The organism is Acetobacter estunensis (assembly GCF_011516945.1).
GTDB classification, from domain to species: domain Bacteria; phylum Pseudomonadota; class Alphaproteobacteria; order Acetobacterales; family Acetobacteraceae; genus Acetobacter; species Acetobacter estunensis.
Genome location: NZ_WOTH01000006.1, coordinates 64,273 through 84,036 on the forward strand (window position 1 = coordinate 64,273; position 19,764 = coordinate 84,036).

The 19,764-nt window shown below is 59.9% G+C and carries 13 protein-coding genes; 6 read left to right on the forward strand and 7 right to left on the reverse strand.

Going from position 1 to position 19,764, the window contains the following annotated elements; genetic code table 11:
• The first annotated feature begins 46 nt into the window (after positions 1–46).
• Positions 47–487 (forward strand): hypothetical protein, encoded by a 441-nt coding sequence (locus GOB87_RS04755; RefSeq protein ID WP_242006162.1) that lies wholly within the window; start codon positions 47–49, stop codon positions 485–487.
• Here the strand turns inward: GOB87_RS04755 and GOB87_RS04760 are convergent, their stop codons facing one another.
• Together GOB87_RS04760 and GOB87_RS04765 are read right to left on the reverse strand one after the other, a co-directional pair.
• Positions 488–1,372 (reverse strand): response regulator transcription factor, encoded by an 885-nt coding sequence (locus tag GOB87_RS04760; protein WP_166313402.1) that lies wholly within the window; start codon positions 1,370–1,372, stop codon positions 488–490.
• Positions 1,369–4,683 carry a hybrid sensor histidine kinase/response regulator gene (locus tag GOB87_RS04765; protein ID WP_166313463.1) on the reverse strand — a complete coding sequence of 1,105 codons (3,315 nt, stop codon included), beginning with the start codon at positions 4,681–4,683 and terminating at the stop codon, positions 1,369–1,371. The genes GOB87_RS04760 and GOB87_RS04765 overlap by 4 nt, the downstream gene beginning before the upstream one ends.
• Before the next feature lie 137 nt (positions 4,684–4,820).
• On the opposite strand from GOB87_RS04765, the gene urtA reads away from it, so the two are divergent.
• Genes urtA through urtE form a run of 5 tightly spaced genes read left to right on the forward strand, consistent with a single transcriptional unit; the run spans position 4,821 to position 10,368 of the window.
• Entirely contained in the window at positions 4,821–6,161 is a 1,341-nt protein-coding gene (urtA, locus tag GOB87_RS04770; protein WP_166313403.1) for an urea ABC transporter substrate-binding protein, read from the forward strand.
• Positions 6,162–6,183: 22 nt separating this feature from the next.
• A complete protein-coding gene (gene urtB, locus GOB87_RS04775) occupies positions 6,184–7,761 on the forward strand; it encodes an urea ABC transporter permease subunit UrtB (RefSeq protein WP_373320690.1) in 1,578 nt (525 codons plus the stop codon).
• Positions 7,758–8,897 carry an urea ABC transporter permease subunit UrtC gene (gene urtC / locus GOB87_RS04780; RefSeq protein WP_166313405.1) on the forward strand — a complete coding sequence of 380 codons (1,140 nt, stop codon included), beginning with the start codon at positions 7,758–7,760 and terminating at the stop codon, positions 8,895–8,897. The genes urtB and urtC overlap by 4 nt, the downstream gene beginning before the upstream one ends.
• On the forward strand, positions 8,894–9,637 hold the full coding sequence (urtD, locus tag GOB87_RS04785; RefSeq protein WP_166313406.1) for an urea ABC transporter ATP-binding protein UrtD: 744 nt from the start codon (positions 8,894–8,896) through the stop codon (positions 9,635–9,637). Before urtC ends, urtD begins: the two co-directional genes overlap by 4 nt.
• A gap of 35 nt (positions 9,638–9,672) precedes the next feature.
• Complete coding sequence (urtE, locus tag GOB87_RS04790; RefSeq protein WP_166313407.1) at positions 9,673–10,368, forward strand: urea ABC transporter ATP-binding subunit UrtE; 696 nt, start codon at positions 9,673–9,675, stop codon at positions 10,366–10,368.
• An 18-nt stretch (positions 10,369–10,386) separates the two neighbouring features.
• Here urtE and GOB87_RS04795 read toward each other — a convergent pair whose 3' ends face one another.
• The 5 genes from GOB87_RS04795 to treZ all read right to left on the reverse strand — a co-directional run bounded on the left by GOB87_RS04795 (position 10,387) and on the right by treZ (position 19,756).
• Positions 10,387–11,355, reverse strand: coding sequence for a HoxN/HupN/NixA family nickel/cobalt transporter (locus GOB87_RS04795; protein ID WP_166313408.1), 969 nt, complete (start codon positions 11,353–11,355; stop codon positions 10,387–10,389).
• A 165-nt stretch (positions 11,356–11,520) separates the two neighbouring features.
• Positions 11,521–13,173, reverse strand: a complete 1,653-nt coding sequence (pgm, locus tag GOB87_RS04800) for a phosphoglucomutase (alpha-D-glucose-1,6-bisphosphate-dependent) (protein ID WP_166313409.1) — start codon at positions 13,171–13,173, stop codon at positions 11,521–11,523.
• Between the two features lie 97 nt (positions 13,174–13,270).
• Positions 13,271–15,979: a malto-oligosyltrehalose synthase gene (gene treY, locus GOB87_RS04805; protein ID WP_166313410.1), complete on the reverse strand. Its 2,709-nt coding sequence runs from the start codon at positions 15,977–15,979 to the stop codon at positions 13,271–13,273.
• 17 nt (positions 15,980–15,996) lie between these two features.
• Positions 15,997–17,985 (reverse strand): 4-alpha-glucanotransferase, encoded by a 1,989-nt coding sequence (gene malQ / locus GOB87_RS04810; RefSeq protein WP_166313411.1) that lies wholly within the window; start codon positions 17,983–17,985, stop codon positions 15,997–15,999.
• Positions 17,978–19,756, reverse strand: coding sequence for a malto-oligosyltrehalose trehalohydrolase (gene treZ, locus GOB87_RS04815; RefSeq protein ID WP_166313412.1), 1,779 nt, complete (start codon positions 19,754–19,756; stop codon positions 17,978–17,980). The genes malQ and treZ overlap by 8 nt, the downstream gene beginning before the upstream one ends.
• Positions 19,757–19,764 lie beyond the last annotated feature (8 nt).

Consider the following 19,764-nt stretch of genomic DNA (forward strand, 5'->3'; position numbering starts at 1 on the left):
CACTTGACAGGCGTGCTGATGCGGACAGCCGCCGGGAGACATTGGAATGTTGATCTTGAAGCCCCGGATCATGTGCGGACTGGTTTTTCTCACCTGTGGCGTTGCCGGAAGCGCGGCGCATGCGGAGGAACCTCCTCTCGATACTCTCGATTGCCGCCATCTCTTTGTTGAGGACGTGCGGTTATCCGATCAGTTGGACGTGGTGAAACGGAAAGAGGCGGCGGATGTGGCGGCCGGCACGGCCGAGGAAGATCAGGGATTTTACGTAAAGTTCGATCCCGTGCCGGGCGTCGGCATCATGAAAGGAATGACTCTCTCTCCAGCGGGCAAGCCCATCCGTCAGGATACCAACGAGATGGGGCGCGACGCCCTGCAGGCGCGGCTGCTCTCGGTACGCCATGTGGAGCAGAACAAGTTGTGCCCGGAAGTGGGCTCTCCTGTGGAGAAGCGGACCACCATTCTCGACGATCAGGTGCGCGGACAGTAGTTACCTTTCTCCAAGCAGGCGCGAGGCCGTGGCCGCTGCTGCGGCCCGCGAGCTAAGACCGGTCTTGTTGTAGATCTGTTCGATGTGTTTATCGATCGTGCGCGGGCTGACGGTGAGGATGTCCGCGATGTCGCGGCTGGTCTTGCCCCGTGAGATCCATAGCAGCACTTCCGCTTCCCGCCCGCTCAGCCCCAGTCGCGCCTGAAGCAGTCGCTCCGGATGGAGGGAGTGACTGGCCAGACGCAGGAGCAGTTCGTCGTCATTAATGGCGCCGACAAAAGTGAGTGTCAGTTCGTCCTCGCTCGTGCTTTCGCGTAGCATTACCGAGCCGGGGCGCGGCAGAGTTGTTCCTTGCAGGAGAGCGGCAAGCGCTCCATCGGGGATTTTGTCCAGAAGCTGCGCGGCATGGGGCGTGGTCCACAGCATATCGCCTGCGCGGCTGACAGCGAGAAGAAAACGCCCCGCGCTGTCTAGGGCGCCATGGGCCGCGCGGATGCGGGAGGCTGCTTCGATCCGCACGCCGATACGGGCCAGAACCTCTTCCAGCCGCAGGGGTTTTGTGACGTAGTCCGCAGCCCCCAGTTCGAAGGCGCGGATCACGTGTTCGGTTTCGGTCAGGCCGGTCATGAAAATGATGGGCGTGTGGGCCAGACGTGTGTCGTGACGCAGAGCCTCACACACGTCCCAGCCTGTCATGCCGGGCATCAGCGCGTCCACCAGAACCAGATCGGGCACATATCGGGCCACGACTTCAAGCGCGGCCGGACCCGACTGCGCGAGCAGCACGTCATAACCGCCATGGGTAAGATGTTCATCCATCAGGCCAAGAACAGCGGGGTCGTCATCAATGACAAGGACGGTCTTGCGTGTGGGAGCGTTTGTCATGGAAGGGGAGCCTCCAGATGGTGGCGCAGGGCTTCAAGCTGATAGGACGTGACCAGTTTCAGGAGCGGAGCAAGAGCCGGTTCCAGTTCTGGCCGGTTTTGCTGCATGGTCGCCAAGTGTTCGCGAAGTTGTTTGAGGTTGCCGCCGTTCAGACAGGAGAGAAGCGTCTCCCGCTCCGCAGCCGAAAGTTCGGCGGTGGACGACCCCGCAGGTGCCGGGATGCAGGAAGGATTGGCAATCTCGGGAAAGACCCACTCCAACTTCAGCATACGCCCGATTTCTTCAATCAGGAGCGTCAGGTTCACCGGTTTTCCCAGAACCGGGCAGTCATCGAGCGAGGGCACATGCCGGTTTGCGCTTTCCACCAGATTCCCGGTGAGAAACATTAGCGGCAGGTGGGCAAACGGTCCTTGTCGTATGCGCAAAGCAAGATCGCGTCCGTCCATGCCGGGCATCGAAAGATCGAGCAGCAGTAAGTCCGGCTGAACATGTGGCAGGGTGTCGAGACATGTCGCGGCGCTTTCGGCTTCTTCGACGGTGAATCCGCATCGTTCCAGAATCTCGCGCATGATCTGACGGTGCTGTCTGTTGTCGTCCACGACGAGGATTGTGCGATGCGATCCCTCATACCCACAGGGAAAGGCGGGCAGACGCGGTGGAAGTTCCACCTGTCGATCCGGCAGCATCAGCCTTACTCTGAAGCGCGAGCCTTGGTCGGGTGTGCTGGTAAACGTCAGTTCGCCGCCGAGGATCTCGGTGAGCAGTTTTGTAATGGTCAGTCCCAGTCCCGTTCCCGGGACAGCAGAGGTGGCAGCGGCACGTTCGAACGGTTCGAAGATGCGATTGTGGTCTTTCGGCGCGATCCCTGCACCGGTGTCCTCAATGACGAACTCAGCGATTTGTCCCTGCCAGCGTGCTGAGAAAGTCACGCTGCCGCGGGACGTAAACTTCACGGCATTGGAGAGCAGGTTGAGCAGGATCTGACGCAGACGATGTTCGTCGCATGTGACGACGGCAGGCAGATGACCGGGTTTCCAGACGAAGCGCAGTCCTTTGGCCAGCGCCTGCGGGCGGATCATCTGGGCGACGGATTCCAGAAAGATGGGCAGCGCCACGATGTCTGAATGAAGTTCGATCCGTCCGGCCTCGATACGGGATATATCGAGCAGACCGGAGAGGATGCTCGTGATGTGCTCACCGCTTTCGCGCATGATGTCGAGCGCGCGGTGCCGTTCGGCCGGGACGCGTGGGTCGTGCTGAAGGAGTTGGATGTAGCCCATGATGGCGTTCAGCGGAGAGCGGATTTCGTGGCTGATGCCGCTGATGTAGCGTGTCTTGGCAAGACTTGCGGCCTCGGCCTTCTCTCGGGCGATTTTCAGCGCGCGGTCGGTGCGGCGGCGGGCGCGGATTTCGTTCATCAGCAGCCGCGTCTGATGCAGGGTCTCGCGTGTGGCGGTCCGGCGCCCTTCCTGCGCCATCACCAGCAGCCACGCGCCCACTGCACAGGCAAGGAACACCATCAGGAACAGGCCGTTCCATGCGCGCCCCGTCTGCCATGATAGAACGGCCAGCACGATGGTGATGCCCGTCATGATGAGTACAAAGCGGCCTCCGGGTGTAAGCAGAAGGCGGCGGATGCGTGTGGGCAATGCACGCAACGGCGTGGCGAGTTGAGACGCCATGCGCGTGGAAACGGGTTTGCAGCGATCCCGGCAGCGCCCGTCGAGAGAGCAGCACAGCGAGCAGATGGTGCCGCCATAGGCCGGGCATTCGGCCATGTCTTCGGCCTCGAAACTGTGTTCGCAGATTACGCATGTCATGGAGGAACGCGCATTCCATCCAGCGGGCTGCTGGCGGGCAAGATAGGTACGTCCGCCTGTGATCCACGCAAGGATCGGGGCCGTCAGGCAGGCCACTCCCAATGTCAGGAAGGGCGCGAAGGCTGCGGCATGTTCCCCAAGGGCACCCCACAGTGCTGCAATGCCCAAGGTCGCGGCAAGTCCCCACGCCCCCAGTCCCACGATGTTGAGGTCCGGCAACAGGGCGCGTTTGAACTCCACGAAAGGGGGACTGAAGCCAAGAAGCTTGCAAAAGACGATGTCACCCAGAATGGCCCCGATCCATGCACAGGCCAGCACGGCATAGAGCGTCAGGCCTGTCTGGATCGTGCTGACCAGACCGGCTTCCATCAGCAAAAGTGCTATGGTGACATTGAAGATGACGTAGAACACACGTCCCGGATGCGTGTGCGTCAGGCGGGAAAAGAAGTTCGACCACGCCAGAGAGCCGGCATAGGCGTTGGTGATGTTGATCTTCACCTGTGCCAGCGCGACCAGCATGACGGTCAGAAAGGTTGCGACGGGTGCCGGTGTGAAGGTTCCCCACGCCAGCCAGTACATCAGCCCCGGCTGCACTGCCTGCGCTGGCGTGAATCCTGCATTCAGGACCATCCACGCGAGAAATGAACCTGCCAGCAGTTTGAACGCATCGAACAGCACCCAACCCGGGCCGCCAAGCACGAGGGCGCTCCACCATTGTCGTCGATTTGCGGCGGTGGGTGGAGGAAGAAAACGCAGAAAGTCGATCTGTTCCGCGCTCTGGCAGACCAGCACGACCATGACGGACGCGGCGCTTCCGATGGCGATGGCATTGATGTGCGGAAAAAGCGGCTCCAGCCCCGGAAAATGCGTCCATGCGGGGAGAGCATCTGGGTGAAGGATCAGGAGCACGACAAGGGGCACCAGATTGAGGAAGAGCCAGAGCGGCTGGGTCGCGATCTGGAAGCGGGCGATAAAGGTGATGCCCCACGTTACCAGCGGAATGACGATGGCGGCGCAGAGGAGATAGGCCAGCCAGAGCGGAACACCCAACAGAGCGTGGAGCGTGCCAGCCAGTATGGCGGCTTCAAGCCCGAAGAAAATGAAGGTGAAGCTGGCGTAGAGCAGGGAAGTGATGGTTGAGCCGATATAGCCGAAACCCGTGCCCCGTGTGAGGAGGTCGATGTCCAGTCCCGCACGGGCTGCCGTGGCGGAGAGAGGAAGGCTCACGCAAAAAATGACGACGGTGACGAGAAGAATGGCCAGTGCCGTGTTGGTGAAACCGAAGGCGAGTGTCAGCGTGCCGCCCATGGCTTCGAGTGCCAGAAAAGAGATGGAGCCAAGCGCGGTCAGGGCGGCCCGCATAGGGGTGACTGTACGGGCGCGCCGTGCCGTGAAGCGCAGGGCATAGTCTTCGAAGGTCTGGTCGGCGGCCCAGCGGCTGTAGGCCCGGCGGGTGCGCACGATGCGCAGACGGCTGGTGTCGGTCGGCAAGGTCACTGTTTTGGCTGTCCGGATGGCTGCAGACAGTATCGTAACCGAAAAGAACTCCGGCCCATACGCAGGATTGCGTATGGGAAGATGTTTTCTCTTCGGTCGAGAATGGGGCAGCAGCAAAAGGACCGTTCATCATGCCCGTCACCCTGCCGAATCTTTCCCGTCGCGCGTTCGGACGTCTGGCTCTCGCCTCTTCGGTGGCGGCCGTGGGTGCCGCATGGAGCAGTGAGCGGTCTTACGCGGCGGCGCCCAAGGGCGAGCCGATCAAGGTGGGTATCCTGCATTCGCTTTCGGGCACGATGGCCATCAGCGAGACGACTCTCAAGGATGTCATGTTGATGCTGATTGCTGAGCAGAACCGCAAGGGCGGACTGCTCGGCCGTCCTCTGGAGGCGGTCGTGGTGGATCCAGCGTCTAACTGGCCGCTGTTTGCGGAGAAGGCGCGCCAGCTTCTCTCGGTGGACAAGGTGTCGGCCGTGTTCGGGTGCTGGACCAGCGTGTCACGCAAATCGGTGTTGCCGGTGTTTGAGGAACTCAACGGTATTCTGTTCTATCCGGTGCAGTACGAGGCACAGGAGTGCAGCCGCAACATCTTCTACACCGGAGCCGCTCCCAACCAGCAGGCCATTCCGGCCGTGGACTATCTGCTGAGCGAAGACGGCGGTGGCGCGAAACGGTTCGCGCTGGTGGGCACGGATTATGTTTATCCGCGCACGACCAACCAGATTCTCGTGAATTATCTCAAGTCAAAGGGGATCGCGGATGAGGATATCATGGTCAACTACACGCCGTTCGGACAGTCCGACTGGCAGACCATTGTGTCCCAGATCAAGGCGTTTGGCTCGGCGGGTAAGAAGACGGCGGTGGTCTCCACCATCAACGGCGATGCCAACGTGCCGTTTTACAAGGAACTCGGCAATCAGGGCATTTCTTCCACTGATATTCCGGTGATGGCCTTCAGCGTGGGTGAGGAAGAGCTGGCGGGTATGGACACCAAACCGCTGGTGGGGCAACTCGCGGCGTGGAACTATTTCGAGAGCATCGATACGCCCGCGAACGAGGCGTTCATCAAGCAGTGGCATGAGTTCACGAAAAATCCCAAGCGCACTACCAACGATCCGATGGAGGCGCATTATATCGGCTTCAACATGTGGGTTCAGGCCGTCACCAAGGCCGGTACGACCGATCATGACAAGGTGATCGACGCCATGATCGGCATCCGTCAGCCCAATTTGACGGGTGGCGTGGCCGAGATGCTGCCCGACCATCATCTGACGAAACCTGTCTATATCGGTGAGATTCAGGATGACGGACAATTCTCGGTGGTGTGGAAGACGCCCGCGCTCGTGCCGGGACAGGCGTGGTCGCCATGGGTGCCGGAAACCAAGGATCTGATCGGAGACTGGAGCCAGCCGATCGCGTGCGGTAATTACAACACCGTGACAAAGACCTGCATTGGCAAGAAGCATGCGTAAGGCCGGATGGCTTTCCGGTGTGATGGCGGCTCTCGTAATGGGAGCCGCCATCGTTTTCTCGCCCCTGGCGCACGCAGATGAATTCGATGCGCTTGCCAGCGGGCATTTCGAGGATATGGCTGGGGCCATCGCCACGCTTGCTGCTTCCGGCAACCCGCAGGCTGTACCGGTTCTGCACGCGCTGGAAGAACACCAGCTTTTTGCGTCCTCTCAGGGTGGTCTGTTCATCCGTCAGGGCGAGAACTATGTGGATGCCCGCACAGGCCAGCCTGTCAGCGCGACACCACCTGATCTACATCCCATGCGGCTGAACAATCGGGTGCGCAAGGCACTGGCCGGTGCGCAGGCGGAGATGGAACTGGTGGCGCCCCAGCGGGATGTGCGCCTGAAGGCCGCCACCGCGCTCTATGGACGGCACGATCCGGCTCTGCTTCCAGCAATCGATCATGCGTTATCGGTGGAAAAGGATTCCGGCGTGCGTGTGAAGCTTGAGGAAGCACGTGCGGCGACAATTCTTGGGCAGGCACCTGTAGAGGGTGCTCAGAGCCAGCGTCTGGAGGCGGTGCATACGCTGGCCGGAGTGGGTGGACTGGAGGCGCGGGGCATTCTGGCTTCGGTCGCAGCAGCATCCGTGGAGGCGCCGGATGTGCGCAAGGCAGCATCCGAAGGGGTGTCCGCTATTGATTGGCACCTGCGCATGTGGAGCGTGTTCCAGAATGCGTTCTACGGTCTGAGTTATGGCTCCGTTCTGTTGCTGGCAGCCACGGGTCTGGCCATCACTTTCGGTGTGATGGGCGTGATCAACATGGCTCATGGCGAGATGATGATGATCGGAGCCTATACGACGTGGATGGTTCAGCAGGGTATTCGTGCAACGGCACCCATGCTGGAACCTGTGTCCATTCTTCTCGCCATTCCAGTGGCTTTTCTCGTGTGTGGCACGATTGGCGTGGTGATTGAGCGCGGACTGATCCGCTTTCTCTACGGGCGTCCACTGGAAACCCTGCTTGCCACATGGGGGCTTTCCCTCATTTTGCAGCAGGCCGTACGCTCCATTTTCGGGCCCACCAATCTTGCGGTCGAAACCCCCTTGTGGCTGTCGGGATCGTTTGCGCTGGGCGGCATGGACATTACGCTCAATCGGCTTGCGATCTTCATCTTTGCTGGATTGGTGCTTGGCGGCCTCATGCTGGTGCTGCGTCGGACACCGCTGGGTCTCCAGATGCGGGCGGTGACGCAGAACCGGCGCATGGCCGCGCTCATGGGCATCCGCACGCCTCGGGTCGATGCGCTGGCTTTCGGGTTGGGGGCGGGGCTGGCCGGACTGGCCGGCGTAGCGGTCAGCCAGATCGACAATGTCAGCCCCAACCTTGGGCAGTCCTACATCATCGACAGTTTCATGGTGGTGGTGTTCGGTGGCGTGGGCAACCTGTGGGGCACGCTGGCGGCGGCCATGGCGCTTGGCATGGGCGGCAAGATTCTGGAGCCGACCATCGGGGCCGTATCGGCCAAGATCGCCATTCTCGTGCTGGTCATTCTCTACATCCAGCGTCATCCGCGCGGCATGTTTCCCGTGCGCGGACGGGGAGTTGAATCATGAACCTGCTCTCGAAGCCGGGTGCGCGGTCTTTTCCGGGTGCGGTCCGTATGGCGGCTGTGGTCGTGGTGGTGGCAATCGTGCTGGCAGGTGCAAGCATGCTGCCCGAAAGCAACCCGTTGCACGTCTCGGCCTTTGTCGTGTCGCTGGCGGGGAAATATCTGGCCTATGCCATGCTGGCGCTATCGGTCGATCTGGTGTGGGGGTTTGCAGGCATCCTGACGCTTGGTCATGCCGCCTTCTTCGCGTTGGGCGGTTACGCGATGGGCATGTATCTCATGCGTGAGATCGGCGCGCGGGGCGTGTACGGCAATCCGAACCTGCCGGATTTCATGATCTTTCTCTCATGGAAAAGCCTGCCGTGGTACTGGTGGGGCACGGATCATTTCGCATGGGCGATGTTGCTGGTTCTGGTGATTCCGGCGGCACTGGCGGGCGTGTTTGGCTGGCTGGCGTTCCGTTCGCGTGTGTCGGGGGTGTATCTCTCGATCATCACGCAGGCGCTGACTTATGCGCTGATGCTTGGATTTTTCCAGAACGGACTGGGTTTTGGCGGCAACAACGGTCTGACGGATTTCAAGGACATTCTGGGCGCCGATCTGCATACCCCCACGACCCGTGCGGTGTTGCTGGTCGTCACGGGCGTGATGCTGGCGCTGGCGCTTCTGATCTCGCGCTTTGTGGTGGGCGGGCGTTTCGGTAATCTGCTCGTGGCGGTAAGGGATGCTGAAAGCCGCACGCGCTTTCTGGGCTATCGCCCCGATCAGGTGAAACTTCTGGTGTGGGTGTTTTCCGCCATGATCGCGGCGGTCGGCGGTGCGCTTTATGTCACGCAGGTCGGCATCATCAACCCGGGTGAATTCGCGCCTGCCAATTCGATTGAATCCGTGATCTGGGTAGCCGTCGGCGGTCGTGGCACGCTTGCGGGCGCGGTGCTTGGCGCGGTGCTGGTCAATCTGGGCAAGACACTGTTCACGGCATGGCTGCCGGAGTTCTGGCTTTATGGCCTTGGGCTGCTGTTCCTTGTGACGACACTGTTCCTCCCGAATGGGCTGATGGGATTGTGGCGTCCCATGAAAAAGGCTGCACCGGAAGAGGTGACGCCTGAAGTGTCGGACACGCAGGGAGACGAGGCATGACGGACGACTCCCTTCTTCTGGATGTGCGTGATGTCAGCGTCACCTTCGATGGGTTCCGTGCCATCAACAATCTGAGCCTGGCGCTGAAACCGGGGGAAATGCGGGCCATTGTGGGGCCGAACGGCGCGGGCAAGACCACGATGATGGACATCATCACGGGTAAGACGCGCCCTGACACCGGCATCGTACGTTTCAAGGGACGCGATCTGACAAAGCTGGATGAGCCGACCATTGCGCGTCTGGGTATCGGGCGGAAGTTCCAGAAGCCGACCGTGTTCGAGGCGCTTACGGTGGTGGAAAACCTGATGCTGTCTCTCAAAGGCATCCGTTCTCCGTTCTCCGTTCTCATGGCGCGTCCGACGGCACGGGAGCGTGAAAGGATCGCGCATCTTTTGAAACTGACGCGGCTTGAAAAACACGCCGACCGTCAGGCTGGCGGCATGAGCCACGGCCAGAAACAGTGGCTGGAAATCGGGATGCTGATGGGACAGGAGCCCGATTTGCTACTGGTGGATGAGCCGGTGGCGGGGATGACGGATGCCGAGACGATGGCAACGGCGGATCTGCTGCGCGAAATCAACCGTACGCGAAGCGTGGTGGTGGTCGAGCATGACATGGATTTCGTGCGGGCGCTTGGCGTCACGGTGACGGTGCTGCACGAAGGTTCCGTTCTGGCGGAAGGCCCGCTGGATGAGGTGAGCGCCGATCCGCGCGTGATCGAGGTCTATCTTGGCCGCTAAGCGTCGTGCCGGGACTACGAAAGGAGACGGCTCTCATGCTCAGGGTTGAGGACGTTCATCTGCATTATGGTGCGGCGATTGCCCTGCGCGGTGTCTCGCTGGAGGCACGCGAAGGAGCTGTGACCTGCATTCTCGGGCGCAATGGCGTGGGCAAGACCAGCCTGATACGGGCGGTGACGGGCATGCACGCCGTCAGTTCCGGGCGCATTGAGTGGGAAGGCGAGGACATTACGAAGCTTGCAGCGTATGACCGCGCAAGCCGAGGCATTGCGACAGTGCCGCAGGGACGCGACATCTTTCCGCTTCTCACTGTGCGCGAAAATCTCGAAACCGGTTTTGGTCTGCTGTCACGGGGACAGCGCAAGGTGCCGGATGAGATTTTCGACCTTTTTCCTGTGCTGGCAAAAATGCTCGACCGTAGGGGCGGTGATCTATCGGGAGGGCAGCAGCAGCAGCTTGCGATTGCCCGCGCTCTGGTGATCCGTCCAAGGCTTCTGGTTCTGGATGAACCGACAGAAGGCATTCAGCCAAGCATCATCAAGGACATCGGTACGATCATCGGTATGCTGCGCGATCGGGGCGATATGGCGATTGTGCTGGTGGAACAGTATTTCGATTTTGCGTTCGAGCTGGCCGATACGGTGGCGGTTCTGGACCGTGGCAAGGTCATGCTGAGTGGGCAGGTGGCGGATCTGGTGGCCGAAGAGGTACGCTCGCATATTGCGATCTGATGCTTCTGTGACGTCTCTTTAGGAGTTTTCCTGTCGTCTGGATGGTTTTTTCCATCCGGCCAGAGAAACGTAGCTCCACATCAGCAGGAATGTTGCCAGAATGCCCGTGCCCAGAATCTGGAAATGATCGCTCAGGAAATCCATCATGCCGGTCAAGGTGATGGGTAGACTCATGACACGGCTCACAAGAGGGATGCCCTCAATGATGGCAACGCCAAAAGCCGTTGCAGCGGATACGGAGGCAACCGCCAGCAGGTAGTGTTTGCGGCGCTGAGAGGAGGGCGCGCTCCATCTCCACGCTTCCACCATCAGCACGGTATCGAGACTATCCACCAGCATCATTCCGGCTGTGAATAGAAGCGGAAAGAGCAGGATCGTTGCGGGCGGAAGATCGGTTCGGGCCTGTGTGGTCGTCAGCCCCAGCAGTCCGATTTCGGTTGCGGTGTCGAAGCCCAGCCCGAAGAGAAACCCCAGCGGGAACATCTGCCATTCCTTGCCGATAATCTTCATCAGGGGACGCAGAAGCCATGAAACAGGCCCCAAAGGCTGGATTTGGGCGGAGGTGCTGGGCGCGCGGATCAGGGATCGCACAAGTGCTGCGTTGAGTATTCCCATAAGGAGAAGGAAGGAAACGGAGACGGTGGTTCCGATCAGGTTTCCGGTCAGGTGCCAGCGCTCCAGCCAGTCCGATACAGGCAGCAGGATGAGCGCGCAGGTGGCAAGAATGACGACGCTTGAGTGGCCGAGTGAGAAAAACAGTCCTGTGCTGTAAGGTTTTCGTCCCTGTGCCATGAGTTTGCGCGTGACGGTGTCGATGGCGGCGATATGGTCCGCGTCCATGGCGTGACGCAGTCCGAAGGTCCATGCGAGAAATGCTGAAGCCAGCATCGCAGGATGTGTGGCACTCACGAGAAGGGCTACAGCCCAGCATGCAAAATTGACCAGAACGAGGCCGCCCATCAGGCGAAAGACAGGGTTCTGGTACATGCAGGGAGAGTCCGCTTTCTTCAACATCATTCATCAGCAGGCGATGTTGGATAGCTCGCCCATATTTCGACAGTGGATGCAGGGAGTGAGAGAGAGGCAATACGTAATTTTGAGAAATCGGATGTTCCCGGTGAGGTGTTATAGCCCCACCGGGAAAGTGTTGTTTCAGGAACCGGCGGACAGCACCTTGGAAATGACGTCCTGTGCTTCGTTCTGGATTTCCTTGAGATGCTCGGGGCTTTTGAAACTTTCGGCGTAGATCTTGTAAACATCCTCTGTGCCGGAGGGACGGGCGGCGAACCAGCCGTCCTTCGTCGTGACCTTCAGTCCGCCGATGGAGGCGTTGTTCCCCGGCGCCTTGGTCAGCTTGGCTGTGATGGTCTCACCTGCCAGTGTGTCGCCCGGATACTGCTCGGGGGACAGGTTGGCGAGACGCGCCTTCTGCTCCGGTGTGGCGGCGGCATCAATGCGTGCGTAATAGGCCGTGCCCAGCCGCTTTGCGATGTCATGATAATGCGCGCTGGGGTTCTTGCCGGTTTTCGCCGTGATCTCGGCAGCAAGAAGGCCAAGGATGATTCCATCCTTATCGGTCGTCCAGACTGTGCCGTCACGGCGGAGGAAGGAGGCTCCGGCACTTTCTTCGCCCCCGAAGCCGAGGCTTCCGTCCAGAAGGCCGGGAACGAACCACTTGAAGCCTACGGGTACTTCCACCAACTTGCGCCCAAGCTCAGCCGCCACACGGTCGATCAATCCGCTGCTGACCAGCGTTTTGCCAATGCCGGTGTCGGCGCTCCACTGCGGGCGATTGCGGTAGAGATAGGAAATGGCGACGGCCAGATAGTGGTTGGGGTTCATCAACCCGTCAGGTTGGGCCACGATCCCGTGACGGTCTGCATCCGTGTCGTTGGCGAAAGCGACGTCGAAGGTTTTTCCCATTTCGATCAGTCGGGCCATGGCGTAGGGAGAGGAGCAGTCCATGCGGATCTGACCGTCCCAGTCGGCGGTCATGAAGCTGAACTGTGGATCGACTTCTTCGCTCACGACTGTGGCGTTCAGGCCGTAACGCGCAATGATCGGCTGCCAGTACCGCACCGCCGCCCCACCAAGCGGGTCGATGCCGATCTTCACGCCCGCATCTCGGATGGCGGCCATGTCGATGACCGAGTCCAGATCTTCCACATAGGGCGTCACGAAGTCATGGCGTGTGATGCACGGCTCGTTGATGGCGCGCTCGAATGTTAGGCGCTTCACCTCTTTGAGGCCATCGGCGAGGAAGCCGTTGGCCATGTTCTGAATGGCTTTGGTGATGTCGGAATCCGCCGGACCACCATGCGGGGGGTTGTATTTGAAGCCGCCATCCGTGGGCGGGTTGTGTGAAGGCGTGACCACGATGCCATCCGCCAGACCGCTTTTGCGTCCGCGATTATAGGTCAGGATCGCATGGGAGATGACGGGCGTAGGAGTGTAGCCATCGTCATGAGCGATGTGGACGGCAATGCCGTGGGCCGCCAGCACTTCGATGGCCGTGCGTTGGGCGGGGGCGGAGACAGCGTGGGTATCGATGCCCGTGAAAAGAGGGCCATCGATGCCCTGTGCCTTGCGATAGCGGGCAATGCCTTCGCAGATGGCGAGGATGTGGTTCTCGTTGAAGCTGGTGTTAAGCGGTGCGCCACGATGACCGGAGGTGCCAAACGACACACGCTGCGTGGGGATGGAGGGATCGGGCTTGCGTTCGTAATAGGCGGCGATCACGGCCGGAATGTCGGGAAGATCGGATGCTGGCAGGCGTTTTCCGGCCAATGGGCTGATCTTTGCCATGAGTGGAACGGTCCTCGTTTCTCAGTTTTGCGATAACGCTCGCCCGGTAACAAACAACCTTCGGGGCTGACGGTCCAGCCCTGAAGGGAATGTCTGTTCATGTCTCCCAAACAAGACAATCCAGTGGCACCATGCCAGTTTCGAACGGCCAGATGGGATGCGACCCGATATCGAGCGAGCGTTCCCGCAGGAGGCTGCGCCATTGTCCGTGATATTTCACGGGCAGGGTGAAAGAGGCGGGCGGTTGAGTGAGAGCGAGAGTGGCCGGGTCGGGGGCGAGAGCGTGAGTGTGACGGGGTGTCAGCACCAGTAGCCGCTGGTTTCCGAGGGTGCGCAGGAAGGCCACGATATGCCGCGTATTCAGGGAGACGGGGTGATAGGAGCCGTCCCGGAACAGGTTAGGGTGCTGAGCACGAAAGGTCAGAAGGCGTGCAATGAGTTGGAGTTTGATCGCGCCATCGGGCCATGTGGCGGCGGCGTGGTCGATGTCGGAAGCGACTTTGAGTAACTCTATACGTTTTTTGAAATCGACAGGTCGCCGGTTGTCGGGATCGACCAGACTGAAATCCCATAATTCGCAGCCCTGATAAAGGTCCGGCACGCCGGGAGTAGTAAGGCGCAGCAGAGTTTGGGACAGGCTGTTCAGGGCGGCCGCTGGCGCGATTTGTCGGACGAACCGGGTCATGTCGCGTTGGAAATCCGATGGGCTGGATGTGTCCAAGAAGTGCGCAAGGTAGTTCTGGCACGCGGTTTCATACGACTCATTGGGGTCGAGCCAGCTTGTATGACGCTTTCCTTCGCGGAGCGCCTTGGTCAGCCAATCCGCCATGCGGTGCCCGAATTCTTCATCGGGGTGATCCTGCACAGGCCATGCGCCGAGGAGACTTTGGTAGAGCATGAGCGCATCGACACGATCGGGTGCGTGGTTTGGTGTGTGCTTCTCCAGCCAGGATGTAACGAGTGCGCGCCACTGCTCAGGCACTTCGCTGAGGACGGCAATCCGCATTCGGCTGTCTTCGCCGCGCTTGTGATCGTGTGTCGCTGTGGCGAGCAGGGAGTGGGGATGGGTCGCGTGTCGCTTTTGGCAGGCTTCATGAAAAGCGGCGACCGGCAGCGCCAGTGTGTCGGGCGCACTGCCGACTTCGTTGCGTGAGAGCAGGCGCACATTCCGATAGAATGCTGTGTCTTCAAGAGATTTTGCAGCGAGTGGGGCTGTAAGATGCTCGAAGGCGCGTTGAATGCGGCGCACTGCGGGAGAGGGGCTGGTTTCAACAGGTGTAGTGAGCAACGCGCTCATGCGTTGAAGAAGAGGATGGTGGAAGGAAGGTATCTCCTTGCGCGCTGCGGCCACAGCCTGTGACAAAGCCGCCCGGTCGGCGGTGTGATCCATGGGGAGATCGTCTGCATAATAACAGCGATAGCGCGGAAAGTGACGCAGGAGGGCTGTCAGAACGGTCCTGATGGCGGAGGGTGTCGTTTCGCAGGAAAGTGGCGCGAAGGACACATGCAACAGACGGGTGAGCCGCCCACATTCGGCGGGGAATAAAACATGCAGAATCTCGTCACGCGCCTGTCGTTCTGTTTCCTCCATGGTATTCGGCACGTCACCGCGTATGTCCTGCCACAGGGCATCCAGCACGTCTTTTCCATTGGCATCGTGCAAAAGAAGCGAAACCTGCTCCATGAAATCGTAACCCGTCGTGCCGTCCACGTCCCACTCGGCGGGCAGGTTTTCACCGGGAGCGAGGATTTTTTCCACATGGATCGGTACAGGCCCACTCGAAGACTGTTCCGAAGGGAACATCCTCTGATGCAACCTGCGGCAATAGGCAGCGGGAGCGGCGAGGCCATCAATATGGTCGATCCGCAGCCCATCGATGATTCCTTCATCAAGGAGCGACAGCACATAATGGTGGGTGTCGGTGAAGACTTTCTCACGTTCAACGCAGATGGCGCCTAGGGACGTGTTGTCGAAGAAACGTCGCCAGTTGAGAAGCTCGGACGCTGTGCGCCACCACGCGCAGACCCAGTGCTGGCGGTCGATCAGATGACGCAATTGATCGCGTCCCGGCTGGTGGGCGGGAGTGAAGCGCATGGTCAGGGCGGTCAGTACATCGGCACCGGCTGCTGTGTTCAGCCATAGGGAAAGCGCCTTGAGTGTCTGGGCACAGTCCCTGTCCGGCGTGCTGCGTTCCGCCATGACCGTCAGGGCTGCGGACAGGGTATGGGGAAGATCCATGCCTTTGAGAAGGTCGCTGTAATGATCAGTAGAAATCGGAAAGCGGTGGTCATGATGGTGGATGAAAAAGAGTCCACTTTCGCGATCATGCTTCAGGTTCAGAGCACCTGCGACCAGCGCCTCCTCGAAAGGACGATCGAGAAAAGGGAGGAAAACACGTCCTGCAAGTTGCGGATCTGGATCGTCCCAGACGATATCGAAAAACTCGGCGTAGGGACTGTTCTGGCCCCATGCCAGCAGATTTTCCCACCAGATGTTTCCGGCACCTCCTACGGCCATGTGGTTGGGCACGATATCGAGGATCAATCCCATATCGTGTTCGTGCAACGTGTGGGCAAGGCGTCGCAGGGCGGCCTCACCCCCTAGTGTCGGATCGATATGATGGCAGTCGAGAACGTCGTATCCATGGGTCGAGCCGGGTGTGGCCGTCAGGAGAGGCGAGGCATAGATGTGGCTGATGCCCAACCGTGCGAAGTAAGGCACCCATTCGACCGCGTGATCCAGCGTGAAGCCCTGCCGGAACTGAAGACGGACGGTGGCGCGTAAAGCTGGCCGCAGGCGGGGCATGACTTTTCTCGCAATAGTTAAAGACGGGGGCGTGATGTTTTTAGAATGGTCAGACGCTTCTTCGTGCCGAGTCGCGCCAGAAGCGTGCGGGCCGGTACTGGATAGCGTTGACGCCAGTTGGGATTGCTGGTGGTCGTGCCGGGCACGTTGGGTTGTTCGTTCAATCCCGCGAGGTCTTCCAGGGGCACGAGAGCGAGCGGGCAGGGTGTGTCCGCTACGAAACTGATGGCATGGTCCACGAAAGCGGCGCCCCCTGTCGGGCTGGGAGGAGGTTCTGGCATTGTCTGTCCCACCATGGCCGCCCATAAGGCGGTCCTTTCGGTACCGCGTTGTGTCTGGGAAGAGGCGTCAGTCGTGGCAAGATCAAGCCCCTGCCACCATCGGGCCAATGGGGGGAGGTCATGGGTTGTCGTCATCGCCACGGCCGTTCGGGACCATTGCCTGCACGAGAGAAAAGCACCGTCTGCATCACGTTGAAACGGAAGGACGTTCATGCCTGTCAGGCCATGGCGGATCATGTCCTTGCGGAATGCAGGTTCGACCGTGCCCAGATCTTCCCCGATGAGAATAGCATTGGCGCGAGAGGCTTCCAGTGTGGCCAGCCTCATGAGATCGGCACTGGGATAGGTGAGATAGGCGCCGTCTTCCGGACCTTCCCCCGTGGGGATGATCCAGAGCCGCCGTAGTCCCATGACATGATCGATGCGCAGACCGCCCACATGGGCAAGGTTGGCGCGCAGCATGGCGATGAAGCCTTGATAGCCATTGGCGCGCAGACCGTGAGGGGAGAATGTGGTCAGTCCCCAATTCTGCCCGGCGCGGCTGAGGGCGTCAGGAGGTGCGCCGATCGAGATTTCGGTCAGGTGTTCGCCCTGATGCGCCCAGCACTCGCTGCCGGCCGGATCGACGCCTACGGCGAGATCGGCGATGAGCCCGATCCGCATTCCACTTTTTCGGGCGTTGTTATGTGCTGCGAGCAGGCTGCGGGAGGCGATCCACTGTAGAAACCGATGAAAGTCGATCTCTCTCATCATCTCATGGGCGAAATGGGCTGTCTCGGGGGAGTTGGGATTGCGAACGGAGAGTGGCCAGAGCCGCCAGTCTCCGCCCCGCGGGCCGCGTTGGGCGCTCTGCGCGTGCAGCGTTTCAAAAATAGCGTGTCGTTGAAGTTCAATTCCACCGGTACGGATGAACTCGGTAAAATCGGCGGGTCGAGAGGGAGCAATATGAAGATCATAGAGTGCACGGAGAAGCTTCAGGCGCAGATGTCCGGCACGAGGCCAGTCGATGTGGGAGGCGGTTTCAAGTTGATGCAGTTCTTCGGGGTTCAGGCGTGCGTGTTTGCGGGAGGCTTGTAGTGTGGCTGTGTCGAAGGTGCAGCTTGGATCGGCAAGCAGTACGTTGAAAAACTGTCGGCTGGAAGGAGAATAGGGGCTGTACTGCGCGGGATTATTGGTGAACATGGCATGGGTGGGACTGAGCAGCAGGGCGTCGGCCCCCGTTGTTCCCGTGCGTTTTGCAAGGTCAGCGACAGCGCCAAGATGGCCGATACCGCCATCGCCCTGAGTCCTGAGGCTATAGATTTGAACGGCAAGGCCCCAGCCGCGTCCTGCGGTGGGAGGGGCCTGCCGGGGGGCTGCTGCAAGGGTGAACTCCCGGTTCCCCACTGTCAGTGTGTGATATCCCGCGTCCATTATACGTGGCAGATGGAACTTGCCGTTACGGGCACGACGGAGCCGCCCCTCGAGCCGGCGACCGTCTTCAAGAGCGACCGCGAAAGCGGGAGCGGTGTCCATATTCTTTGTGCCATTGATAGGAATCGGTGTGGAAACACCTGTTTCGGTGACGAGCAGAGACGGTGTTCCGGAACGTGCTTTGGATTCAAGCAGGGGTACGAGGCGGCGCAGAGTATCCACAGAGATCCGGCGCTTGTGTCCTTGAGCGTCCATCCAATTCACTTGCAGCCCCAGACGCGTGGCCTGCCGTGTCAGGGTCTGGTCAGACATGATCGTCTCCCTCCAGCCATGCGAGAAGGCTTGCAGGCGGCAAGTCCGGGGATGAGAATGTCGTGCGCAGTCCGTAGAGAAAGGTTCCGTGGGGTGCGGAAGGGAGTTGAGTGGGAACTGTTCCCAGATTGAACGCGATGTTCAGAATGGAGCTGTCTTCCATTGTCCACCGGGCGAAAAGTGCACAGCCTTGCTGCGTCAGATGCGTAACGTCCAGTCCACGGGCATTCTTCAGGCGCGGCACGATATATTGGTGCCGCAGGCGCAGGAGTTCGCGTGTAAGGTCCAGCCATTCCTTATGTTCCGGCAGTTCCATTTCCCGACGGTCGGGACGCGAGCGTTCGAAAGTCCGCGGATCGTTCGGGTCCGGGATGAGTTCGCGGCGCTGTGGGTCATGAAAATGGCTGAAAGAGGCGAATTCCTGTCGCCGTCCATTGCGCACGATCCGGGCCAGTTCCGGGTTGTGGCTTGTGAAAAAGAAGAACGGCGTGCGTGTTCCCCACTCGTCTCCAAAAAAGATCATGGGGATTTGAGGGGAGAGCAGAAGAAGTGCGTAGGCTGCTTCCAGCATGTGCGGCTGCGCAAGAACCGTCAGTCGTTCGCCCATGGCGCGGTTGCCAGTCTGGTCGTGGTTTTGCAGAAAAAGGATGAATTTCTCGGCCGCCAGATCCGAAGATGGAGAACCCCGCGGTTTGCCCGTGACAGGTGATTTATCTCCCTGAAACCGAAATCCCTCTTTGAGAACGCACGCAAGATCTATTGTGGGGTTGGATGCGAAATTCCCATAATAGCCTTCTGTTTCACCCGTGAGGATGACGTGCAGGGCATTGTGTCCGTCATCGTTCCACTGGGCGGTGAAGCCCTCGCGTAGCAGACGGGCATCGTTGTTCTCGTTTTCGAGGATTAAATGAACGTGGCGGTCCGGCTCCACGGTTTGTCTGACAGTTTCACGTAACTCCGTAAGCCAGTCCTGTTCCGTAATGGCCTGCACGGCATCCAGCCGCAGACCGTCGAAGCGGAACTCCATAAGCCAGTAGAGTGCGTTATCGATGAACAAATCACGTACTGCTCGTTGGGTGAAGTCGATGGCATGACCCCAAGGGGTGCGGCAATTCTGGAAAAAAAATGGGCGCGCATACTGTTCGATGAAGTTTCCATCCGGTCCGAAGTGATTATAGACGACATCGAGGAAAATCATGAGGTTGAGCGCATGGGCGCGGTCGATCAGCGCCTTCAGTTCATCCGGTGTGCCGTAAACGCTTTCGGGCGCAAAAGGCAGAACGCCGTCATATCCCCAGTTGCGGCCGCCGGGAAATTCCGCAATCGGCATGAGTTCAATGGCCGTGATGCCAAGTGCGGCGATGCGTGGAAGATCGGCTGCCAGCTTGGTATAGCCGCCCGCAAGTCCGACATGCACTTCGTAGATGACGGCTTCTTCCCAAGGTCTCCCTGGCCAACGTGGGTGCTGCCAACGATAGCTCTCGGGATCTGTCACCTCACTGGGGCCATGCACGTCTTCGGGCTGACGGGTGGAGGCTGGATCGGGGACCAGCAGATCGGGGGCCACGCGATAGCGATAACGTAGGCCAGCCCCCGTGGGTGTTTCGCAGGTGAACCATCCGTGGTCGTCCGCTGTCATCGGGACGGGTGGACGATCTTCTGTTTCAAGCTGGACGGAGGAGCAGGAGGGGGCCCATAGACGAAAGCGCGTGCGGTGCGGTGAAAGGAGCACGGCACCTTGCTTGCGGATATAACGATCACTCTGGGACATGGCCTGCC

Coding starts and splice junctions, on each gene's coding strand:
- GOB87_RS04755 (WP_242006162.1), top strand. CDS start 47: ATGTTGATCTTGAAGCCCCGGATCATGTGCGGACTGGTTTTTCTCACC.
- GOB87_RS04760 (WP_166313402.1), bottom strand. CDS start 1,372: ATGACAAACGCTCCCACACGCAAGACCGTCCTTGTCATTGATGACGAC.
- urtA (WP_166313403.1), top strand. CDS start 4,821: ATGCCCGTCACCCTGCCGAATCTTTCCCGTCGCGCGTTCGGACGTCTG.
- urtB (WP_373320690.1), top strand. CDS start 6,184: ATGGCGGCTCTCGTAATGGGAGCCGCCATCGTTTTCTCGCCCCTGGCG.
- urtC (WP_166313405.1), top strand. CDS start 7,758: ATGAACCTGCTCTCGAAGCCGGGTGCGCGGTCTTTTCCGGGTGCGGTC.
- urtD (WP_166313406.1), top strand. CDS start 8,894: ATGACGGACGACTCCCTTCTTCTGGATGTGCGTGATGTCAGCGTCACC.
- urtE (WP_166313407.1), top strand. CDS start 9,673: ATGCTCAGGGTTGAGGACGTTCATCTGCATTATGGTGCGGCGATTGCC.
- GOB87_RS04795 (WP_166313408.1), bottom strand. CDS start 11,355: ATGTACCAGAACCCTGTCTTTCGCCTGATGGGCGGCCTCGTTCTGGTC.
- pgm (WP_166313409.1), bottom strand. CDS start 13,173: ATGGCAAAGATCAGCCCATTGGCCGGAAAACGCCTGCCAGCATCCGAT.
- treY (WP_166313410.1), bottom strand. CDS start 15,979: ATGCCCCGCCTGCGGCCAGCTTTACGCGCCACCGTCCGTCTTCAGTTC.
- malQ (WP_166313411.1), bottom strand. CDS start 17,985: ATGTCTGACCAGACCCTGACACGGCAGGCCACGCGTCTGGGGCTGCAA.
- treZ (WP_166313412.1), bottom strand. CDS start 19,756: ATGTCCCAGAGTGATCGTTATATCCGCAAGCAAGGTGCCGTGCTCCTT.